Consider the following 20,709-nt stretch of genomic DNA (forward strand, 5'->3'; position numbering starts at 1 on the left):
ATGAATATGAAGAAGATGATCATTCCTGCGTTAGGTTTATCGCTGTTTATGGTTTCCTGTGGAGGTCCTGCTCCATTGGTTTCAACTCCTATCGGAAATATTGATTCAGTACCCTTAAAGGTTGCGCCACTTACAGAGGCTCAAACCAAAAGCTGGGGGGCTGCGGACTTAGTAATGGACACCATTCCAGGAATGAGTGTGGACAAAGCCTATGCAGAACTGCTCAACAAAAAGAAAGGGGAAACTGTGATCGTTGCAGTAATTGATAGCGGTACCGACATTGAGCATGAAGATCTAGACGATGTGATCTGGGTGAACAAAGGAGAGGTTCCAAATAACGGGAAAGACGACGACAACAACGGTTATATTGACGATATCCATGGTTGGAATTTCTTAGGCGATGTAGTGGCTGAGAACATGGAGTATGTTCGTTATATGCGCAAACTAGGGCCTAAATTTGACGGTAAATCAGAGTCGGCGATTAGCGCTGCAGACCGTGAAGATTATGCTATGTATCAAAAGGCGAAAGCTGAATACGAAAAAGAAGTTGCTGACGTACAGGGAACTTTAAACCAATACAATGCTATCCTGGCCCAAGTTAAGCCAGCTCACGAAGCCATGGCTAAGAAACTCGGGAAGGAAGACTATACTGCAAAAGATTTGCAAGGAATTGCTAATCCTGATGCTACTACACAGCAGCAAATCGGGATGTTGACTCAGATGCTTACATACGGAGATACAGTGCCGGATGTTTTGGATCAGCTTCAAGAAGGGATCGATTACTTCGGTGGGCGTATGGACTCACACTTCAACATGACAGCAGACTTTAGAGGAGTTCTAGGAGACAATCCTGACGACTGGAACGACAAGACTTACGGAAACAACGACGTTGACGGACCAACTGCTGACAAAGAAGACGTTTCTCACGGAACTCACGTGGCCGGTATCATTGCTGCAGAACGCAACAATGGTATTGGAATGAATGGTGTAGCCAACAACGTTGAGATCATGGTATTGCGCGCAGTGCCAGACGGTGACGAGTATGATAAAGACATCGCTTTAGCAATTCGTTACGCAGCAGATAACGGTGCAAAAGTGATCAATACAAGTTTTGGAAAATACTATTCTCCACACCCAGAATGGGTTTGGGACGCTATCAAATACGCGGCTAGCAAAGACGTACTCATTGTAAACGCAGCAGGTAATGAAGCCTTGGACTTGGACGGTATTCAAGTATATCCAAACGATCAAGAATTAGACGGTGCTGAAATTGCAGATAACTTTATTACCATTGGTGCAATGCACCACGATTACGGTAGTGAAATGATAGCAAACTTCTCCAACTACGGAAATACTTCTGTTGACGTGTTTGCTCCTGGAACTAAGATTTGGTCTACTATGCCAAACAACACCTATGAATACCAGCAAGGTACTTCTATGGCGGCTCCAGCGGCTGCGGGTGTAGCAGCAGTTATTCGTTCCTACTATCCTAATTTAACTGCAGCTCAAGTAAAAGACATCTTGATGAAGAGTGGATTGGATTCTTCTCAGAATGTTGTTTTAGGTGGAGATCCAGCTAACGCACAGGCCTTTGGTCAGATTTCTGTTTCTGGAAAAATGGTCAATATGTACAACGCCATCTTGATGGCCGATAAAATGTCACGATAATGAGAACTTACATTTTACTGCTTGTAGGTTGCTTGACCTTGAGCAGCTTTGCACAGAACAACACTTCCTACTGGCAACAAAAAGCCGACTATACTATGGACATCGACTTTGATGTTGAAAGCCATCAGTATAAAGGAAAACAAACCATAGAATACACCAATAATTCACCAGATACTTTGAATCGTGTATTCTATCATTTGTATTTCAACGCTTTTCAGCCTGGCAGTGAAATGGACGTTCGTTCTAGAACCATCGCTGATGCAGATCCGCGGGTAAAAGACAGAATCTCCAAATTGAGTCCGAACGAAATCGGATTTATTAAACCGATGAAACTCACTCAAAACGGTGTAGATCTCAACTACAATATTGAAGGTACCGTTTTGGAGGTTGATTTGGCGCAGCCGATCTTACCTGGAGCCAGCACAACATTCTATATGGAATGGGACGCTCAAGTTCCTGTACAGATCCGTAGAAGCGGACGTTACAACGCAGAAGGCGTAGCTTACTCCATGACCCAATGGTTTCCGAAGTTAGCAGAATACGACTTCCAAGGTTGGCATGCACACCCTTATATTGGACGTGAGTTCCACGGTGTTTGGGGAGATTGGAAAGTTACCCTGAGTATTGATAAGGATTTTGTTGTTGGAGGAACTGGATATTTGGTGGGTGAGCCTACAACCAAGCGTGGAAAGACGACCTATGTTTTTGATGCGCCTATGGTTCACGATTTTACTTGGGCAGCTGATCCTGACTTTGTTCACGACGTTTATGAAGGTGCCAATGGAGTGACGCTCAACTTCTACTACAAAAAGACGATGAGCGAAACAAACCTGAAGAACTGGAAAGAGTTACAGCCTAAAACAGCTGCACTATTGGAGTTCTTCAACAAGCACATCGGTGATTATCCGTACAAGCAATACTCTGTGATCCAAGGTGGTGATGGAGGTATGGAATACGCCATGTGTACCTTGATCACTGGAGAGCGTAAATTCGGTTCTCTTGTGGGAGTGACGGCTCACGAAATGGCACACAGCTGGTTCCAATTTCTATTGGCGACTAATGAGTCGATCCACGAGTGGATGGATGAAGGTTTCACCTCGTATATTTCAAATGCCGCCATGAATGAGATCATGGGAGAGAACTCAGACAACCCTCACAGAGGAAGTTATCGCAGTTATATCTATCTGGCAAACAGCGGGAAAGAACAGCCTTTAACCACCCATGCGGATCGTTACGACATCAACATGGCTTATGGTATTGCTGCTTATAGCAAAGGGGCGGTGTTTATGGCTCAATTGGGTTATGTGATTGGACAAGAGAACTTGGCCAAGACCATCAAGCGATACTACGATGAATTTGCCTTCAAACACCCAACGCCGAATGATTTTATTCGAGTAGCGGAGAAGGTTTCTGGGCTAGAATTGGATTGGTACTTGCAAGATTTTGGGCAAACCACCAACACTATCGACTACGGAATTGAGAACGTAGTGGCCTCAGAGGGCGGTACGCAAGTTAGCTTGAAGCGCAATGGACTCATGCCTATGCCTCTTGACCTTATGGTTACATATGCTGACGGATCCAAAGAGTCGTTTTATATTCCTTTACGCATGATGCGTGGCGGAAAAGACAATCCTTATGACGGTGTTAAGCGTACCGTACTGGATGATTGGGCTTGGGCCTATCCAACCTATGATTTTGAGATCCCATCCAACGGAAAAACCATTCAGAGCATTCAAATTGACCCATCCAATTTAATGGCAGATGCCAAGCCAGATGACAATATGAAAAAGATGTAATTCTATGCATCATACATGATCAAAAGTCCTGCATTTGCAGGACTTTTTTATTTTTAGCAGGAGTTTTAGAAATAATTGGGAATTGCCAATGCCTTAATTGGTTACATTTAACCTATGTTAAAGTTTCCAGCTTCCCAGCGACTTAAGAGCAGCAAACAGATCGAAGCCCTATTTGCTCAAGGCAAAACGGCTAAGGCCTTTCCTTTGCTGATGCGTTTTATGCCTGCTGATGTGCCTGCACACAAAGCCGCTTTTGCCGTCTCGAAGCGAAATTTTAAAAAAGCTGTAGACCGCAACCGTGTCAAACGCCTGATGCGAGAAGCGTATCGATTGGAGAAAAATACAGTCGATTCAACTTCTGCACGGTATTTGATGCTATTCATTTACACGGGTAAAAATCTTCCAACTTTAATTGAATTACGCCTGTCAATGGCAAAACTTTTAAAACAATTGGAATGATGAAAACCTTATTTATCGCCCTTTTTGGGACTTTTTTAGCTTGTTCTGACTCAGGATCAAGCACTTTGGGAATTGTAGATTCAGACGGTTGGGTCGCAAATGTAGACGGCAACTCCTATCTAAACACAGAACCCACTGCGGAATACAGCGAAACGGATAACAAAGACGCTAAGATCATTAAGACCGCGGAGATTGAATTTCAAACCCGCGATATGGATTGCACTTATGCTCGCATTCGTAAAGCAATTGCTGCTCAGGGTGGAAATTTACAAGACGACAATACCGGAAAATCGTACAATCAAGTTTATAGAAACCTCGTGATTCGTGTTCCGTCTGCGAATTTTGGACCTCTAGTAGATTCTATTGGTCAAGGGGTTGATTACTTTGACACCAAACGAATTTCGCGTCGTGACGTCGGCGAAGAATTCGTGGATCTGGAAGCTAGACTCAAGGCCAAACGCACACTGGAGGATCGTTATTTGGAACTTCTCGGAAAGGCGAAAAATGTCAAAGAAATGCTGGAAATAGAAAGAGAACTAGCAAGTATTCGAGAAGAAATTGAAGCCAAACAAGGCCGTTTGAATTACCTCCAGAGCCAAGTAAGCATGAGTACTATCTCTTTACGATTCTACAAAGAGACTGTAGAAACCCAAGTTCAAGCTTCTTTTGGCAGTAAAATTGCCAATGCCTTTAAAGGTGGGTGGAGTGGACTGTTAACCTTCTTTATTGGAGTGCTCTATCTCTGGCCTTTTGTACTGCTTATAGGGGTGGTATTCTTTTTTGTTCGACGGTATTTAAAACGATCAGCTAGATCGGCAAACTCATAAAATTAAAGCTATGCTCAAGCGCGTAAAACGTATAGGAATTCCCGTAGTATTAGGACTGATCTTGTTCGGGACTACGGCTTTTAAAAACGATTTTTTTGAAATCGCTAAACAGGTAGAGATCTTCACCACCTTGTTCAAGGAACTCAATATGAATTATGTGGACGAGACCACTCCTGCAGAACTGATGGACAAGGCCATTACCGGCATGTTGGACGATCTGGACCCTTATACGGTTTACTGGAATGAGCAAGAAGTAGAGGACGCCAGAATTAATAATTCCGGAGAATATACGGGAATCGGCGCCTCGGCAAGAACATTGAAAGGGAAGATACTAGTGATGGAACCCTTTAAAGGATATCCTGCTGACAAAGCAGGCTTAAAAGCAGGCGATGAGATCATCAAGATTGACAACATCGCCTTAAGCGACTTTACTGATGATGCCGGAGACCTTTTAAAAGGGGCTCCTGGCACCACGGTGAGCCTCACGTATATGCGACAAGGCAAAGAGTATACAACCCAGCTTACTCGTGAAGCGGTGGGCATTAAAGCCGTTCCTTTTTCAAAGCTGATCAACGGCGATACGGGTTATATTGTTTTGAGTAAGTTCAATGCAAAGACAACTATTGAAACCCGAAAAGCTTTGGAAGACCTCAAAGAAGAGGGTGCAACCAAGATCATTTTGGATTTACGCGGTAATCCTGGTGGGCTACTTAATGAGGCGATCAACGTAGTGAATCTATTTGTCAACAAAGGCGAAGTAATTACTACTACTAAATCGGTTATTAAAAAATACAACCGCAGTTATATGACCCAACAAGATCCTGTGGATACAGAAATTCCTCTGGTGGTATTGGTTAACGGACGCTCTGCTTCTGCAAGCGAGATCGTTTCTGGAGCCATTCAAGATTTGGATCGCGGGGTGGTTATTGGTGCGCGAAGTTTTGGTAAAGGGCTTGTTCAAAGGCCCAAGAACTTGACTTACGGAACCCAACTCAAGATTACCATCTCTAGATATTACACCCCAAGCGGACGTTGTATTCAAGCCTTGGATTATTGGAATCGTGATGAAAACGGAGATCCTGTGCGCGCCGAACCTAGTGAATACAATGCCTTTAAAACGCGCGGTGGAAGAACCGTATATGACGGCGGTGGAATCTTACCAGATATTGAATTGGAGTCTTCTAAATACAGTCCAATTACTACGGCACTGTTAAGAGATAATGCCATTTTCAACTACGCCACGGAATACTATTACAAGAAAAATTTAGACTCTTGGGAGAACTTCTCTTTCTCTGATTCTGACTTTGACGCTTTTGTGAAATACCTGAACAAAAACGGTTTTGAGTACGAAACAGAAACCGAGAAAGCCTTTGATGCGGCCTTTAATAAGGCTAAAAGTGACGAGCTCCAAGATCAGATCAAAAAGGCCTACACTACTTTGCGCTCCGAGATTGATGCTGTAAAGCAGAATGAACTTCGCGACAAGAAAGTAGAAATCAAGTCGCTTTTGGAGCAAGAGATCTTAAAGCGTTATTTCTACAGAGAAGGACTTTATGAGTACCAAGTGGTAAACAATCCGGAGATCCTGGAAGCATTAGCGGTCTTGAATGATCCCCAGCGCTATGCAAAAATCTTGAAATAGACTAAAGGACTTTTGTAAAACAGAAGCTTTCCTCAAGGCCTTTGTAGGGCCCGTAGTTTTCTTCCATGCGTATAAATCCTGTGGATTCATAAAGGGCAATAGCAGCATGCTGACGTATGCCAGTTTCTAGTACCAACTGTTGAAATCCTTCTAGTTTGGCCCAAATTTCAAGCTCTTGAAGCACCGCTTTTGCAATCCCTTTTCCTCGAGCTTCAGGCGTTGTATACATGCGTTTGATTTCCGCCGTGGTTTTATTTAAAGCTTTAAAACCGCCGCAGGCGGTCGCGCGATTTTCTGTAAATACGAGAAACAAATGTTGAATATCATCAAGGCCGTTGTACTGATTGTAAAAGGCGTGATCTTCTCCGTCAGTAACTTTTAGCTCAGCATCTAATTGACGGACCAAAGCCAAAAGATCGGAATCTGTATTGGAGACTCTTTGGAAACGCATGGCTTAACTTTTAATCATAGCAATATGGGGGATTCCATCTTCTAAATAGGAATCGCCTGTTGTTTGAAAACCATGACTGTTGTAAAAATCTATGAGATAGGTCTGGGCAGATAGTTTAATGACGCTGGTATTGTAAGTATCTGTTATAGCCTCAATGGACGCTTGCATGATCTGATGTCCATAACCGTCCTTGCGGTGTTTTTCCTCGACCACTACCCTACCAATAGCAGCTTCTGGAAAATAATCTCCTGGTTTAAAACAGCGCGTATAGGCCACAATCTTATCATTACGTGTTCCGATTATGTGCAGCGCTTTTTGATCTTTGCCGTCTAAATCTTGGTATACACAATCTTGCTCCACCACAAACACCTCGCAGCGTAATTGTAAAAGCTCGTAGAGTTCGCGAATATTGAGCTGCTCAAAGGTCTTTACTTCTATTTTTAGATCAGTCTTGGACAATGACATCTTTAGCGTCGTTTTTATTGAATTCCGGTTGGATATTTACGTGATTGATTCCAAATTCTTTATGAAGATACGCTTCTATTTGCAGTAAAAGGGCGTCAAATTCAGAGATCTTTATATCGTCTTGTAAATCCAAATGCGCTTCTAAATGTGTTTCGTGTTCATTGGCCTGCCATACATGGACATGGTGCATGGCCTTTACATTCGGATATTGATTAACTGTTTCAATGATCTTATCAATATGGATCCCCTCCGGAGTAAATAACATAAGCACCTTAAGCGATTGTTTGAACAGCTCGTATCCCATATATATCAAATACAGAGCAATGGCTAAAGTTAAGAGGCTATCCACCCACCACAGTTGGTAGTATTTCATTAATAATCCACCAATCAAAACAGCTACCGATGCAGACATATCGGTCAATAAATGCAGATAAGCCGAACGCATATTCATATTGGTTTCAGCTTCCTTGCGCAGCAATAAAACACTCAATCCATTAGCCACAATTGCAATGGCAGAAAGCCAGATCACCAAATTGCTTTCAATTTCCTGAGGGCTGATAAACCGTTCAATAGATTCAATGATCAAGATCACCGCCACGATGAGCAGTGTACTGGAATTGATAAAAGCCGCAATAATCTCTGCCCGTTTATACCCAAAGGTCTTTGAGGTAGAAGCAGATCGTTTAGAAAGTCGTTCCGCAATATAACTGATCAGTAAAGAAAGGACATCACTAAAGTTGTGAAGTGCATCAGAAAGTAAGGCAAGACTACCCGAAATAACACCTCCAATAACCTGGGAGGCTGTAATGATCACATTGAGCAGGATGGACACCACAAGTTTGGTGCCCTTAGTATCGTTTTGATGATGGTTCCCGCCCATGATATTTGATTTACATACAGGCGATCTTATTTACGCGATTGGCGTGACGTCCACCTTCAAATTCAGTAGCCAAAAACACATCCACCATAGCAATGGCTTGTGGTAATGAGGTGAAACGCGCAGGGATGCTCAAAACGTTCGCATCGTTGTGCTGTCTGGCTAGCTCAGTGATCTCTTTAGTCCAACAAAGCGCAGCGCGCACTTGTTGATGTTTATTAGCCGTCATGGCAGCTCCATTTCCGCTCCCACAAATAATGATCCCTAAATCTACACTACCGTTTTCAACATCAGTGGCCACAGGGTGGATAAAGTCAGGATAATCAACACTAGAACTATCATCTGTTCCATGGTTGTTTACTTGATGTCCCTGCCCTTCTAAATGTGCAACTATGGCAGCTTTGTATTCCGTTCCGGCGTGATCATTTCCAATGGCGATTTTCATAATTGCGAAGTATTTAAAAGTTAGATAGTTGTCAATTTAGCTAATAGGCTGAGGTTCAAGGGATGTTGAAAAAGCAGTCTTATGTAAATTAAATGTTTATAAAATGTTACCGCTTACCGATAAAAAAATTTGGAAGTCTGACCTGAAATGTCCCTTATAAAAATCAAATCGGAAACCAATTTTTCTTATTCCATCTTTTAATGAACTTATTACAAAAATACAGCAACTTTCTAACAGCTGTTCACAGATCTACTTATTAAAAATTCACTTTTTATTGGAGTTATTCACAGTTGTGAATTAGAATCTCCAAATCTTTTAAAATCAAGCAGTCAGATTTCTAATATCTTGTTGAGAACTCGTAGATAAACTCATTAATTAGCAGAATCAAAATAAGTGTACAAGAAGTTTTACCAGTTTTCAACACCCTATAATAAGCACCACTAAAATCAATTTAAAAAAAAGAAAAAAAGAGAATAATATAAATAGTGTTAAAAACTGTTTTAGACAATCTTTAAGCTTCCTGAGGATTTTAGATCTTCGATGATTTGAATGGCAGTGTCTTTGTCTTCTGGGTGGACTTTGAGACGAATGCCGCCTATGGCGTTAGAATGAAAGGGAAGAACGGAGATCATGGTTTCATTCTGAAAAACGTAGCGAATACTCTGCTGCTGAAGCAGGTGCTCTAGAACGGTATATTCTGAGGGATAGGTGAATATGGCTATGGTTTCAAAACGTTCCATTGATCTAATTTACCAAATCTTTTAAGCTTAAAAAATGCATTCTCGCTTTATTGGTCTACTTTTGTCGCTTAAAGTTTCCAATGGGAAAGAAAAAAAGAAAGAAAAAGGGAGTTACTAAGATTCAGCACCTTAGCCGAAGCATACTCAGTATCCTAAAAAAAGATCCTTCCAGGAGTTTTAACTACAAACAGATCGCTGCCAAATTGCAAGTCACAGATCCTAGTGGACGCAACCAGATCATTAAAAAGCTCCGACAATTACAGACCAAAGGTCAAGTTGAAGAAATTGATAGAGGTAAGTTCAAAATTGTAGCGAAGTCCTTTTATCACGAAGGTATCATTGACGTGACCAGTAGAGGACAAGGTTATGTCATTGTAGAAGGCATGCAAGAAGATGTCTTTATAAAACAAGGCAATCTCAATAGAGCCCTAAATGGTGATACCGTTGAAGTCTATATTTTCAAGCGCAGAAAAGGTGGTAAGCGAGAAGGAGAAATCACAAGAGTGATTCAGCGCAAACGCACTGAGTTTGTGGGAACCATTCAGATTCAAAAGAATTTTGCCTTTGTAGATACTTCTGCTTCTAAACTATCCGTAGATATTTTTGTTCCTAAAGGAAAGATCGGGAAGGCACAAGATGGAGATAAAGTGTTGGTTAAATTAGAGGACTGGCCAGAGTCTGCAGACTCTCCATTTGGAAGTATTATTAAAACCTTTGGTCCTGAAGGTGAGCACAATACAGAGATCCATGCTATTTTAGCGCAATACGGTTTACCATATGAATTTCCGCCTGAGGTTCAAGCTTTTGCAGATGGTTTAGATACCTCGATCACGCAAAAAGAGATTGATAAAAGACGGGATATGCGTAAGGTTCTAACCTTTACCATTGACCCAAAAGACGCTAAAGATTTTGATGATGCGCTATCATTTCAAGTCTTAGAAAACGGCAATTTTGAGATTGGAATTCATATTGCAGACGTATCGCATTATTTGCAAGAAGGCACCATTTTAGATGAAGAGGCTTTTGAACGAGCTACTTCTGTTTACCTGGTGGATCGGGTAGTACCTATGTTGCCTGAAGTACTTTCAAACAACGCGTGTTCCTTGCGTCCAAATGAAGAGAAATACACCTTCTCTGCAGTTTTTGAGATTGATAAAAATGCTCAGATCCAATCCCAATGGTTTGGGCGTACAGTTACTTATTCTGATGCGCGTTATGCTTATGAAGAAGCTCAAGTGGTCATAGAAGCGAAGCAGCAAGCGCCGTTTTCTGAGGTAGAAATTCCAGAAGATATTTCGATTCGTGATGGAGCTTATAAGGTACCAGCTCCTTTAGTTGAAGCTATTTCAACACTTGATTTTCTCGCTAAGATCATGCGTAAAAAACGTATGCAGGCTGGAGCCATTTCTTTTGATAAAGTAGAAACTAAATTCCACTTAGATAAAGACAACAATCCAGAAGGGATCTTCTTTAAAACTTCCAAAGATGCTAATAAACTCATTGAAGAGTTTATGCTTTTAGCCAATAGACGAGTGGCTGAATTTATCGGGAAACAAGATCCTCCAAAGACCTTTGTGTATCGTATCCACGATGAACCAGACGATGAAAAGCTGGCTCAACTTGGAAACATTGCTTATCAGTTTGGACATCGTTTTTCTGTAAAAGACAGAAAATCAACTACTGCAGCTTTGAATCAACTTTTAAAAGATGTTCAAGGCGCTAAAGAGCAAAATCTGGTAGATACTTTAGCCATCCGATCCATGAGTAAGGCTATTTACAGTACTGATAATATTGGTCATTACGGATTGGCTTTTGATTATTACTCGCACTTTACTTCACCGATTCGTCGTTATCCGGATGTGATGGTGCACCGTTTGTTGCAGCATTATTTAGACGGAGGAAAAAGTGCAGATAAAGATCAATTTGAACGGGATTGTGGTCACTGCAGCGATATGGAGTATACAGCCTCAAGTGCAGAACGCGACAGTATCAAGTATATGCAGGTCAAATACATGAGTCAGTATAAAGACGAAGTATTCTTAGGGGTGATTTCTGGGGTGACCGAATGGGGAATCTATGTGGAGATCATGAGTAACCGCTGTGAAGGAATGGTTTCTTTGCGTGATTTAAAAGAAGATCATTTTGATTTTGACCGAGATCAAATGGCTGTTGTAGGTGCATCTACTAAAATGATGTATCAACTTGGAGATGAAGTATTTATTACTTTAAAGCATGCCGATTTGGTTAAAAAACAGCTGGATTATAATATGATCGGGCATCGAGAAGAACACGATTATCCCAATGCACTGTAACATTTAAGGCCCTGCCCTATCCTTAGTGTAGAAATCTAAAGAAAAATGAAGCAGATAATTACACTTATAGCCCTGGTATTTACCAGCCAGATCTTTGCTCAAGAGATCAATAAGGAAGTCGGAGATTTTAATACCATTAAAGTTTTTGATCTAATAGAAGTCAATATGATCCCTGCGGATGAGAATCGCGTGGTGGTTAAAGGACGTGATATTGACTATGTCAAGATCATCAATGACAACGGAAAATTGAAGATCCGTATGGAAATTGACAGACGTTTTGATGGTAATGACACTTTTGTAGAGGTGTATTTTAAAAGCATTGAAACTATTGACGCCAATGAAGGATCGTATATCACAGTGAATGAAACTTTAATTCAGGATGATCTGGAGTTACGTGCTCAAGAAGGAGGAACCATTAAGGTTGGTTTGGATGTAAAGCGTTTAAAAGCACGCGCTGTTACCGGTGGTATTTTAGAGACCTCAGGTAAGACGGAGTGGCAAGAAGTAACTTTGAATACCGGAGGAATTTATGAAGGCCAAGAACTCATTACTTCTTACACCAAAGTAACCATAGCTGCTGGAGGTGAAGCTGAGATTCACGCTAAAGACAAGGCAGAATTAAAAGTAACCGCTGGTGGAGACATCTATGTCTACGGAGAACCAGCTGAATTGAAAAAGAGAACATTTGCTGGAGGCCGCATTGAGCGCATGTATTAGCAACAAAACAAATTCAAAATTGAAGCTCATAATTCCTTGCGATTATGAGCTTTTTTTATGTCATAATTCTAAGGAATAAGGTTTCTAAACATTTGACTTTTTACCCCTGTAAATATTCGTACTTTTATGGAGTATGACAGAGGGCTTATTATATGCGGCAGTTTATGGTTTTGTTCTGGCTTTTGCGCTAGGCCCTGTTTTTTTTACACTGATAGAAACCGCTATATCTAAAGGTTTTAAAGCTGCACTATTCTTCAATATTGGGGCTTTCACTGCAGACATTCTCTTTATTGTCTTTGTTTATTTCAGCACAGAAAAGATCTTAGAAAAGCTTCAAAATGATCCCAACCTGATCATTTTTGGAGGAGCTATACTGGTGATCTACGGGATAATCTCCTACATCCGGATCTCAAAATCATTTATTAAAATTGTTCGGGAACACTATTCAGTCAGCGTTAAAAAGAACTTGCCCGGACTGTTTTTAAAAGGATTCCTTTTGAACTTTGTGAACTTCGGAGTTCTTGCCGGATGGATAGGAACTATGATCATGGCCAATGCCTTAACCGCTTCCAAACAAGGAGTGATCTTATTTTTAGCAACGGTATTGATTGTTTTTTTCTCTACGGATCTTGTCAAGATCACCCTGGCAAAAAAGTTGCGTTCTAAACTCACACCGCGCTTTATATTTAGAACTAAACGCTGGGTGAGTATTTTAATCATTGGTTTTGGGATGATGCTACTTTATCAAGGATTTTTCCCGAATCAGTCTATAAAACAAGGCATACAAGATTTCCAGACGGAACAATCAGAAACTACAGAATAAAAAAACCCGCTAAATCTAGCGGGTTTTCTTTTGTTGAGGCATCGAGCGGATTCGAACCGCTGTACAAGCTTTTGCAGAGCTGTGCCTAGCCACTCGGCCACGATGCCATTGTGGAGGGCAAATGTAAAAAAATTCGTTGTAAATCGGGAAGTTTCCCGTGATTTTAGCGTTGGTCTTCCAAACAAACTTCAACAGAGGCCACATCACCACCAATTGGTGGATTAATCTTAGCCACGCAAACTTTGGTTTTGCTCACCATAGGAAGTTCTTTTAAGATGCGGGTGTTGATCTTTTTAGCAACAACTTCAAGGAGTTTACTCGGTACAGCCATCTCCTCTTTGATGATTGCGTTAAGGTGTACATAATCTACAGTATCGTTGAGATCATCGGTTGCGGCAGCCTTTTGCAGATCGGCTTCCACTTCCAATTGCACCAAATAATCAGAACCAATTATGGTTTCTTCTTTCAAACAGCCGTGTGAGGCGTATACTCTAACGTTGTGTAAGCGAATGATTCCCACTTAAAATTCTTTTAGGCAAAGATAGATTATTCTTGGGTTTTGGTATCTTTGTCAGTCATTAATAACAAAGGCTGTGAGCGACGATAAATCCTTGAATTTCATAGAGCGAATCATTGAAGACGATCTTTCAAAATCGTATTCCAATGAGCAACTTCGTTTTAGATTCCCACCAGAACCCAACGGTTATTTGCACTTGGGGCACGCTTCTGCCATTTGTTTAAATTTTGGTTTGGGCGAGCGTTATAATGCGCCAGTAAACTTGCGCTTTGACGACACCAATCCCGCTAAGGAAGAGCAAGAGTTTGTAGACGCCATTAAGCGTGATATTGAGTGGTTGGGATATACTTGGGATACCGAGTGCTATGCCTCTGATTACTTCCAAGAACTTTATGATTGGACGGTAGAACTGATCAAAGCAGGCAAGGCCTATGTAGATTCTCAAAGTTCAGAAGCCATTGCAGAACAGAAAGGAACCCCTAACGAACCTGGTGTGGCTAGTCCTTACCGTGATCGTTCTGTAGAAGAGAATTTGGAACTCTTTGCTAAGATGAAAGCAGGAGAGATGCCAGAAGGACAGCACGTAGTGCGTGCCAAAATAGACATGAGTTCTCCAAATATGCTTATGCGTGACCCCGTGATGTATCGCGTTTTACACAAGCACCACCACAGAACAGGCACCGATTGGAGTATCTTCCCAATGTATGATTGGGCGCATGGAGAGAGTGACTACGTAGAGCAAATTTCGCACTCTTTGTGTACACTAGAATTCCTACCACACCGAGAATTGTATGATTGGTTTTTAGATCAGATCCACGACCCGGCAAAACTGCGACCAAAACAGCGTGAATTTGCGCGTAGAAACATATCTCATACCGTAGTTAGCAAGCGTAAACTGGCCCAATTGGTGGCAGAAGGTGTAGTCTCGGGTTGGGATGATCCACGTATGCCAACGGTTTCTGGAATGCGTCGTAGAGGTTATACTCCGGATTCCATAAAGAATTTTGCAGACAGTGTGGGGATTGCCAAGCGCGAGAACTTGGTTGATGTATCTCACTTAGAATACTGTGTTCGTGAGGACTTGAACAAAGTGGCTAACCGTGTGATGGCTGTTTTGAATCCTGTGAAGTTGGTAATTACCAATTATCCGGAAGGAAAAGAAGAGTGGCTAGAAACTGAGAACAACCCTGAAGATCCGAATGCGGGTAACAGAGAAATTCCTTTTTCAGGCACGCTTTATATTGAACAAGAAGATTTTAAAGAAGAGGCTGGACGCAAATTCTTTAGGCTGACCTTAGGCGGAGAAGTCCGTTTAAAGAGCGCTTATATCATCAAGGCAGAATCTGTAGAGAAAGACGCTGAGGGTAATATCACGCAGATCAATTGTAGTTATGATCCAGACAGTTTGAGCGGTAGCGGAACCGAGGCGAGTTTGCGCAAAGTAAAGGGAACCTTGCATTGGGTTTCTGCAGGCCATGCCATAGAAGCAGAAGTGCGTGAATACGATCGTTTGTTCTTGGACGAGTCTCCAGACACCCACAAAGACAAGAGCTTTATGGAATTTGTCAATCCAGATTCTCTAAAGATCCGTAAGGCGATGTTAGAGCCTTCTCTGGCAGATGCCAAAGTTTTGGAACACTTCCAGTTTCAGCGTTTGGGTTATTTCAATGTGGATCCAGACAGCACACCTGGCAACTTGATCTTTAACAAAACTGTAGGCTTGCGTGACACTTGGGCAAAACAAAAACCCCAAGCTCCGCAGCAAAACAAACCTAAACAACAGGCTCCAGAGCGCGCTGCAATAGACGTAATTAAACAACTTGGTAAAAAGTATACCAATCTACCAGAGGAGAAGCGAAACGCCACCAGAGGCCGTATAATTGAGTTGGCAGATAAAGTGAGCTATGAAGAACTAGAACCTTTGTTCGCTACAGCTGCAAAGAAGGCTGGAACGCGTATTGCGGCAATGTTAGTTTTGGGTGTACTGCTTAAAAATGGACAGGAGAAAACGCCTGAAGCAACAGAATTTATTAGCAAGGCTTTAGAAGACCGCAACGACCTGCTGGTCCAAGAAGCACAAGACTTGTCATAAAAAAAGCCCCGTAATTCGGGGCTTTTCTTTTTTAGTTATCTATCATGGTGCGTTCATCCGGAGGGATGTTCAACGATGTTTTGAGATCGGGCAGGATCATTCCAATCAACGCTTGATTGTTTACCTGAGCTCCTTCAATGAAATACCATTGGTTGAGGTCTGCATTGTAAACTCCAAACATATGAGAAATGGATTGTGTGGATTGCTCCGGACTCATTTTTACCACTACCTTGTTTTTGATCACGCAGCGATACTGGTCTTGTTCATAGGCAAAACCTGTCATTTCAATAACCTCGCTACTGGTAATGCTAACCCCTTGACTTTCCATGCTTTTCATGGTTTCTGCCATCATACCTAAGGCGCTTTCACGTCCGCCCATCAGCTCTAAAACTTCCGGCATGGTGTAATCAAAAAGGGTCTCATAATCAGAATTCTCTGTAGCTTCACAGGCAATTTTAGCTTGTGCTAGAGCCAAGGCCTTGAGTTCATCTTCTGTCTGAGCTGTGGCAGTTAAACCAAAACTCACTAACAGAATTACTAGGACAGAACGAATCATATTTATTCAGATTTGTTTTTCCCTAAACCACGTGCGGCGTTTTGCTTCTTCATCTCTTCACCGATTTGGTTACTCGCAGTGAAAGAGGCGATCATATTGTTGAGCATATCGCTTCCCGCTTGCGGAGAGTTAGGCAAAAGGATCAAGTTGGTATTGGTTTCTTCACCAATGGATTGTAGGGTGTCGTAATGCTGAGTCACTACAATAAGTGCAGAGGCTTCCTGAGAGTTGATCCCCACATTGTTTAAAACATCTACAGACTCTTCCAAACCACGTGCAATCTCACGACGCTGGTCTGCAATACCTTGACCCTGTAAACGCTTGCTTTCTGCTTCTGCACGCGCTTTAGCCACAATCTTGATACGGTCCGCTTCTGCTTCGTATTCCGCAGCTACTTTTTCACGCTCTGCAGCGTTGATTCGGTTCATGGCAGCTTTTACCTGTACGTCTGGATCAATATCGGTCACTAGGGTTTTGATGATGTCGTACCCATAATTTACCATCGCTTCGTTAAGCTCGCGTTTAACTGCGATCGCAATATCGTCTTTACGCTCAAAAACGTAATCGAGTTTCATTTTTGGCACCTCAGCACGTACTACGTCAAATACAAAACTGGTAATCTGATCGTGTGGATTGTCTAGTTTATAGAAGGCTTCATAAACCTTGTCTTTGATCACTTGGTACTGAACAGAGATTTTTAGACGCACAAATACGTCGTCTTTGGTTTTGGTCTCTACAATGACATCCAACTGTTGAATTTTCAGGTTGATTCTGCCCGCAATTCGATCCACTAATGGAATCTTAAGTTGTATTCCAGAGTTTCTAATACCCGTAAAACGACCAAAGCGCTCCACAACAGCAGCAGTTTGTTGTTTCACAATAAAAAAAGCAGACACTAGGATCAATAAACTGAACAAGAGTGCTGGACCAATAAGAATATACTCCATGGGTTGATTTTTAAGTTATTAAATGACTAAGAGAAGATAAGAAAAATGCAATACATTTGCAGCTTTCAGCTATACTATGAGGCACATATTCCCCCTATTTGTTACAATCCTACTATTAAATTTTTCAGCATCGGCACAAGGCTATGACAGAAACTACAATAAAATTGGTGTTTCTGGAGGTTACTTGTTCTCTGATATAGACACCGACGATCTACCATTGAGCAGCTCTAACGGTTTCACTTTAGGCCTTGAAACTCGCGGCTCTTACAGCCGTACTATGGATTTCATCTACGCGGTTACTTTTTACAACCAACAAGTTGATTTGCAAACCGTTGGTATTAATGGAGACGAACTTGTGAGCATGAGTCAGCAGTCGGTACAACTCCAGTTTTTGGCCAGTTACAATATTTTTAGACATCACTTAAGTGTTGAGGCCGGTCCGGCTATTGCTGTACAAGGAAAATTCAAACCGGGTGAAGACAGTCAAGAAAACAATTTGGTGGCGGGTTATACCCTAACGCGCGTGGAGGATCTTAGAAACTTATCGACTATAGACTTTCGATTGGTGGGCGGATTGACCTTTGGGATTGAACCTTTTAGAATCAGTTTGCTTTATATGCGCGGACTCACCAACACACTAAATGCGTTAAACGGCACCAACCCAGAATTGGACGATCTAAAAGGAAACAACAACCTTGTAGCCTTGAGAGGAATTATCTATTTCTAAGACATATGCGCAATCGCATTTTCAATGCGACGCACAGACTCTACCTTTCCAAGGATTTCCATAATATCAAAAACATCGGGTCCTTGTAGGGATCCAACCAGGCTTAATCGCAGTGGCATCATGACTTTCCCAAAGCCCAATTCCAGGCTTTGAATCCATGTTTTAATTGCTTTTGAAGCATTCTCAGCAGTAAAATCATCAACCCCGTTAAGTAGCTCTACAACTTTGTTCATCAGCTCAGGAGAGTCTTCTTTAAAGGCTTTTTTGGCGGCTTTAGCATCATAAGAATCCGGAGCCACAAAAAAGTAGTGCCCTAAGTCCCACAGATCTTCAGTAAAGGTGATGCGTTCTTTTAATGCGCCTACTATGGCTGGCATATTCAAACGGCTGCTGATGTTTTTGGCTGCCAAAAGATGTCCAAATTCGGCTGCGAGCTCAGCATCACTTCTTTGTTGGATATAATGCGTTTGAAACCATTTTGTTTTCTCCGGATCGAATTTAGCTCCTGCCTTATTCACTCTCGAGAGATCAAAAGCTTCTACTAATTCTTCAAGAGAAAAGATCTCTTGTTCCGTTCCAGGATTCCATCCTAAGAAAGCCAACATGTTCACTACAGCCTCAGGCAAATATCCGTCTTCGCGATATCCGGCAGAAGAGTCTCCTTCTTCTGGATTCCATTGCAGCGGGAATACCGGGAAGCCCATTTTATCGCCATCGCGCTTGGAGAGTTTTCCTTTGCCAACTGGCTTCATGATGAGCGGTAAGTGTGCAAATTCCGGCGCGTCCCAACCCATAGATCGGTACAACAAATAGTGCAGCGCCAAGGAAGGCAACCACTCTTCTCCGCGAATCACATGGGTGATCTCCATCAGATGGTCGTCAACAATATTCGCTAGGTGATAGGTTGGCATACCGTCACTTTTAAAGAGCACTTTGTCGTCAAGGGTAGAGGTGTGCACTTTTACTTCTCCGCGGATGATGTCTTGCAAAGTGAGGGTTTCGTCAGCAGGGGTTTTAAAGCGGATCACATAAGGTATTCCTGAATCTAATCGTGCTTTTAAATCTTCATCAGACATATTTAAGCTATTGTCCAATCCATCTCGATTGGCCCAGCCGTATGAAAAGGTTTCTTTATTAGCTTCAGCTTTTGAACGAAGTTCGCTTAGTGCCTCTGGAGTATCAAAAGCGTAATACGCGTGTCCTGCCTGGATCAATTGATCTGCGTACTGTTTGTAGCTGGCTTTGCGTTCGCTCTGTCTGTATGGTCCAAAACCACCGTCTTTTCCTGGCCCTTCATCAAAAGGAATGTTGAGCCAGTTTAAAGCTTCTATGATGTAATCTTCGGCCCCAGGAACATAGCGGGTTTGGTCTGTATCTTCTATTCGAAGCACAAAAGTACCGCCTTGTTTTTTGGCAAAAAGGTAGTTGAATAGTGCTGTGCGAACCCCTCCAATATGAAGTGGCCCAGTTGGGCTTGGTGCAAAACGTACGCGTACGGAACGACTCATAACTCTCAATTTAAGTGGCAAATTTAAGCTTAATTGAGAGAAACTCTAAAGGTCTGGGAACTAAAAATAGTGGTTTAAGCAGCAGCTTGCAGCGCCACCATTTCCTTAGGCACGCGCTTATTCATAATGGCAAACCAAAGCGGAGGTACCATAGCCAAAACCATGGAAGTAGGGTAGCCGTAGGGTAGTTGAGGACTTACTTCGTGATACTCCAAAACCTGATATTTTTTACTCGCTTTATAGTGGTGATCGCTGTGACGGGTGAGTTCATAAAGGATCACTCGGCCCAAGACGTGGTTAGAATTCCAGGAATGAATCTCAGATACACGCTCATAACGACCGCTTTTGGTCTTGGCGCGACGCAAACCGTAGTGCTCAATATAGTTGATGCTTTCCAAAAGCAGTATGCCAACAAGCGCTATGGCAGCGGCAAGCAAGAGTCCCATCGGTCCAAAAAACATAAAGCACAAACCAAAATAAGCCAGCTGCAAAACCAAATACCAGAACATATCATTTTTGAGGCTAAAGAAGCTCAAGTTGTCTGCCTTAAGCAGGCGTCTTTGAATTTGCCAAGCATTGCTGTATTGCCTGGTCGTTGAGGTAAACCAAAAAGAGTACACCGTTTGGTTATACGCCGCAGAAGCTGGGTCCTTCTCTGTAGCAGCATGTAAATGATGACCAAAATTGTGTTCGATATAAAAGTGCATATACTGCGCAGGCAAGAGGAGTATTTTGCTTAAAGTTCGTTCCCAAGCTGTTTTTCTGTGTCCCAACTCATGAGCCACATTGATACCGTTGGCACCCAAAACGATCCCAACAGAGAAGGTATAACCCACAATAGCAGCAGTGCTGTAGTTTGCCCAAGACAGGCTCCAAAGGAAATATCCAATGATTCCGTAAACGATGGGAAGATTCAAATAAAGCAATACATCGAAGAATCGATTTTTGAGCTTGGAATCTAGCTCTTCATTGTCAAGGTTCTCTGTATTTACAGGCAATAGCAGCTCCATAATTGGAATCAGCACAAAGGCAAAAATTGGCGTGAAATATGCCCAACTTTCTCCCATCCAAAAGGAGAAAATAGCAACTGCGGGTATTGAAAATGCGGAGAGGTATTTAAGATCTTGTAACATAAGTTGA

At 42.1% G+C, this 20,709-nt stretch carries 20 protein-coding genes and 1 tRNA gene; 10 read left to right on the top strand and 11 right to left on the bottom strand.

The genetic code is table 11. The features are described from left to right. From ACSLP7_RS06735 to ACSLP7_RS06755, 5 genes are all read left to right on the top strand, one after another. Window positions 1-1,668, top strand: a complete 1,668-nt coding sequence (locus tag ACSLP7_RS06735) for a S8 family peptidase (protein WP_435578589.1) — start codon at window positions 1-3, stop codon at window positions 1,666-1,668. Beyond that, window positions 1,668-3,464 (top strand): M1 family metallopeptidase, encoded by a 1,797-nt coding sequence (locus tag ACSLP7_RS06740; protein ID WP_435578590.1) that lies wholly within the window; start codon window positions 1,668-1,670, stop codon window positions 3,462-3,464. The genes ACSLP7_RS06735 and ACSLP7_RS06740 overlap by 1 nt, the downstream gene beginning before the upstream one ends. 114 nt (window positions 3,465-3,578) lie before the next feature. After that, the gene (rnpA, locus tag ACSLP7_RS06745) at window positions 3,579-3,923 is read left to right on the top strand and encodes a ribonuclease P protein component (protein ID WP_435578591.1); all 345 of its coding nucleotides are present in this window, start codon (window positions 3,579-3,581) and stop codon (window positions 3,921-3,923) included. Continuing rightward, complete coding sequence (locus ACSLP7_RS06750) at window positions 3,920-4,750, top strand: DUF4349 domain-containing protein (RefSeq protein ID WP_435578592.1); 831 nt, start codon at window positions 3,920-3,922, stop codon at window positions 4,748-4,750. Before rnpA ends, ACSLP7_RS06750 begins: the two co-directional genes overlap by 4 nt. Window positions 4,751-4,760: 10 nt before the next feature. Continuing rightward, on the top strand, window positions 4,761-6,392 hold the full coding sequence (locus ACSLP7_RS06755; RefSeq protein WP_435578593.1) for a S41 family peptidase: 1,632 nt from the start codon (window positions 4,761-4,763) through the stop codon (window positions 6,390-6,392). A 1-nt stretch (window position 6,393) separates the two neighbouring features. Here ACSLP7_RS06755 and ACSLP7_RS06760 read toward each other — a convergent pair whose 3' ends face one another. The 5 genes from ACSLP7_RS06760 to ACSLP7_RS06780 all read right to left on the bottom strand — a co-directional run bounded on the left by ACSLP7_RS06760 (window position 6,394) and on the right by ACSLP7_RS06780 (window position 9,370). Continuing rightward, window positions 6,394-6,843: a GNAT family N-acetyltransferase gene (locus ACSLP7_RS06760; protein WP_435578594.1), complete on the bottom strand. Its 450-nt coding sequence runs from the start codon at window positions 6,841-6,843 to the stop codon at window positions 6,394-6,396. Between the two features lie 3 nt (window positions 6,844-6,846). Then, window positions 6,847-7,308, bottom strand: coding sequence for a GNAT family N-acetyltransferase (locus ACSLP7_RS06765; protein WP_435578595.1), 462 nt, complete (start codon window positions 7,306-7,308; stop codon window positions 6,847-6,849). Then, complete coding sequence (locus tag ACSLP7_RS06770; protein WP_435578596.1) at window positions 7,289-8,188, bottom strand: cation diffusion facilitator family transporter; 900 nt, start codon at window positions 8,186-8,188, stop codon at window positions 7,289-7,291. The genes ACSLP7_RS06765 and ACSLP7_RS06770 overlap by 20 nt, the downstream gene beginning before the upstream one ends. Window positions 8,189-8,198: 10 nt before the next feature. Continuing rightward, window positions 8,199-8,630 (bottom strand): ribose 5-phosphate isomerase B, encoded by a 432-nt coding sequence (gene rpiB / locus ACSLP7_RS06775; RefSeq protein WP_291182537.1) that lies wholly within the window; start codon window positions 8,628-8,630, stop codon window positions 8,199-8,201. A gap of 500 nt (window positions 8,631-9,130) precedes the next feature. Next, complete coding sequence (locus tag ACSLP7_RS06780) at window positions 9,131-9,370, bottom strand: DUF2007 domain-containing protein (RefSeq protein WP_291182535.1); 240 nt, start codon at window positions 9,368-9,370, stop codon at window positions 9,131-9,133. 80 nt (window positions 9,371-9,450) lie between these two features. On the opposite strand from ACSLP7_RS06780, the gene rnr reads away from it, so the two are divergent. From rnr to ACSLP7_RS06795, 3 genes are all read left to right on the top strand, one after another. Beyond that, window positions 9,451-11,682, top strand: coding sequence for a ribonuclease R (gene rnr, locus ACSLP7_RS06785; RefSeq protein ID WP_435578597.1), 2,232 nt, complete (start codon window positions 9,451-9,453; stop codon window positions 11,680-11,682). A 45-nt stretch (window positions 11,683-11,727) separates the two neighbouring features. Then, a complete protein-coding gene (locus ACSLP7_RS06790) occupies window positions 11,728-12,399 on the top strand; it encodes a head GIN domain-containing protein (protein WP_435578598.1) in 672 nt (223 codons plus the stop codon). A 133-nt stretch (window positions 12,400-12,532) separates the two neighbouring features. Continuing rightward, on the top strand, window positions 12,533-13,222 hold the full coding sequence (locus tag ACSLP7_RS06795; RefSeq protein ID WP_291182529.1) for a LysE family translocator: 690 nt from the start codon (window positions 12,533-12,535) through the stop codon (window positions 13,220-13,222). 36 nt (window positions 13,223-13,258) lie between these two features. Here the strand turns inward: ACSLP7_RS06795 and ACSLP7_RS06800 are convergent. After that, window positions 13,259-13,329, bottom strand: a tRNA-Cys gene (locus ACSLP7_RS06800). Between the two features lie 56 nt (window positions 13,330-13,385). Then, window positions 13,386-13,742: a dihydroneopterin aldolase gene (folB, locus tag ACSLP7_RS06805; RefSeq protein WP_435578599.1), complete on the bottom strand. Its 357-nt coding sequence runs from the start codon at window positions 13,740-13,742 to the stop codon at window positions 13,386-13,388. 73 nt (window positions 13,743-13,815) lie between these two features. Here folB and ACSLP7_RS06810 point away from each other — a divergent pair, with 73 nt between their 5' ends. Beyond that, the gene (locus ACSLP7_RS06810) at window positions 13,816-15,831 is read left to right on the top strand and encodes a glutamine--tRNA ligase/YqeY domain fusion protein (protein WP_435578600.1); all 2,016 of its coding nucleotides are present in this window, start codon (window positions 13,816-13,818) and stop codon (window positions 15,829-15,831) included. Between the two features lie 31 nt (window positions 15,832-15,862). On the opposite strand, the gene ACSLP7_RS06815 is transcribed toward ACSLP7_RS06810, so the two are convergent. Both ACSLP7_RS06815 and ACSLP7_RS06820 read right to left on the bottom strand, forming a co-directional pair. Then, on the bottom strand, window positions 15,863-16,387 hold the full coding sequence (locus tag ACSLP7_RS06815) for a hypothetical protein (protein WP_435578601.1): 525 nt from the start codon (window positions 16,385-16,387) through the stop codon (window positions 15,863-15,865). A 2-nt stretch (window positions 16,388-16,389) separates the two neighbouring features. Further along, window positions 16,390-17,334, bottom strand: coding sequence for an SPFH domain-containing protein (locus ACSLP7_RS06820; RefSeq protein WP_435578602.1), 945 nt, complete (start codon window positions 17,332-17,334; stop codon window positions 16,390-16,392). A 76-nt stretch (window positions 17,335-17,410) separates the two neighbouring features. On the opposite strand from ACSLP7_RS06820, the gene ACSLP7_RS06825 reads away from it, so the two are divergent. Then, window positions 17,411-18,061: a hypothetical protein gene (locus ACSLP7_RS06825; protein ID WP_435578603.1), complete on the top strand. Its 651-nt coding sequence runs from the start codon at window positions 17,411-17,413 to the stop codon at window positions 18,059-18,061. On the opposite strand, the gene gltX is transcribed toward ACSLP7_RS06825, so the two are convergent. Beyond that, window positions 18,058-19,569 (bottom strand): glutamate--tRNA ligase, encoded by a 1,512-nt coding sequence (gene gltX / locus ACSLP7_RS06830; RefSeq protein WP_435578604.1) that lies wholly within the window; start codon window positions 19,567-19,569, stop codon window positions 18,058-18,060. The two genes, ACSLP7_RS06825 and gltX, sit on opposite strands and share 4 nt — an antisense overlap. 74 nt (window positions 19,570-19,643) lie before the next feature. Further along, the gene (locus ACSLP7_RS06835) at window positions 19,644-20,702 is read right to left on the bottom strand and encodes an alkane 1-monooxygenase (protein WP_435578605.1); all 1,059 of its coding nucleotides are present in this window, start codon (window positions 20,700-20,702) and stop codon (window positions 19,644-19,646) included. Window positions 20,703-20,709 lie beyond the last annotated feature (7 nt).

This window comes from Gilvibacter sp. (genome assembly GCF_965601605.1).
Lineage (GTDB): Bacteria > Bacteroidota > Bacteroidia > Flavobacteriales > Flavobacteriaceae > Gilvibacter.

Excerpts from the sequence above, each read along its gene's own strand:
- ACSLP7_RS06735 (WP_435578589.1), top strand. The coding sequence starts at position 1 with ATGAATATGAAGAAGATGATCATTCCTGCGTTAGGTTTATCGCTGTTT.
- ACSLP7_RS06740 (WP_435578590.1), top strand. The coding sequence starts at position 1,668 with ATGAGAACTTACATTTTACTGCTTGTAGGTTGCTTGACCTTGAGCAGC.
- rnpA (WP_435578591.1), top strand. The coding sequence starts at position 3,579 with ATGTTAAAGTTTCCAGCTTCCCAGCGACTTAAGAGCAGCAAACAGATC.
- ACSLP7_RS06750 (WP_435578592.1), top strand. The coding sequence starts at position 3,920 with ATGATGAAAACCTTATTTATCGCCCTTTTTGGGACTTTTTTAGCTTGT.
- ACSLP7_RS06755 (WP_435578593.1), top strand. The coding sequence starts at position 4,761 with ATGCTCAAGCGCGTAAAACGTATAGGAATTCCCGTAGTATTAGGACTG.
- ACSLP7_RS06760 (WP_435578594.1), bottom strand. The coding sequence starts at position 6,843 with ATGCGTTTCCAAAGAGTCTCCAATACAGATTCCGATCTTTTGGCTTTG.
- ACSLP7_RS06765 (WP_435578595.1), bottom strand. The coding sequence starts at position 7,308 with ATGTCATTGTCCAAGACTGATCTAAAAATAGAAGTAAAGACCTTTGAG.
- ACSLP7_RS06770 (WP_435578596.1), bottom strand. The coding sequence starts at position 8,188 with ATGGGCGGGAACCATCATCAAAACGATACTAAGGGCACCAAACTTGTG.
- rpiB (WP_291182537.1), bottom strand. The coding sequence starts at position 8,630 with ATGAAAATCGCCATTGGAAATGATCACGCCGGAACGGAATACAAAGCT.
- ACSLP7_RS06780 (WP_291182535.1), bottom strand. The coding sequence starts at position 9,370 with ATGGAACGTTTTGAAACCATAGCCATATTCACCTATCCCTCAGAATAT.
- rnr (WP_435578597.1), top strand. The coding sequence starts at position 9,451 with ATGGGAAAGAAAAAAAGAAAGAAAAAGGGAGTTACTAAGATTCAGCAC.
- ACSLP7_RS06790 (WP_435578598.1), top strand. The coding sequence starts at position 11,728 with ATGAAGCAGATAATTACACTTATAGCCCTGGTATTTACCAGCCAGATC.
- ACSLP7_RS06795 (WP_291182529.1), top strand. The coding sequence starts at position 12,533 with ATGACAGAGGGCTTATTATATGCGGCAGTTTATGGTTTTGTTCTGGCT.
- ACSLP7_RS06815 (WP_435578601.1), bottom strand. The coding sequence starts at position 16,387 with ATGATTCGTTCTGTCCTAGTAATTCTGTTAGTGAGTTTTGGTTTAACT.
- ACSLP7_RS06820 (WP_435578602.1), bottom strand. The coding sequence starts at position 17,334 with ATGGAGTATATTCTTATTGGTCCAGCACTCTTGTTCAGTTTATTGATC.
- ACSLP7_RS06825 (WP_435578603.1), top strand. The coding sequence starts at position 17,411 with ATGAGGCACATATTCCCCCTATTTGTTACAATCCTACTATTAAATTTT.
- gltX (WP_435578604.1), bottom strand. The coding sequence starts at position 19,569 with ATGAGTCGTTCCGTACGCGTACGTTTTGCACCAAGCCCAACTGGGCCA.
- ACSLP7_RS06835 (WP_435578605.1), bottom strand. The coding sequence starts at position 20,702 with ATGTTACAAGATCTTAAATACCTCTCCGCATTTTCAATACCCGCAGTT.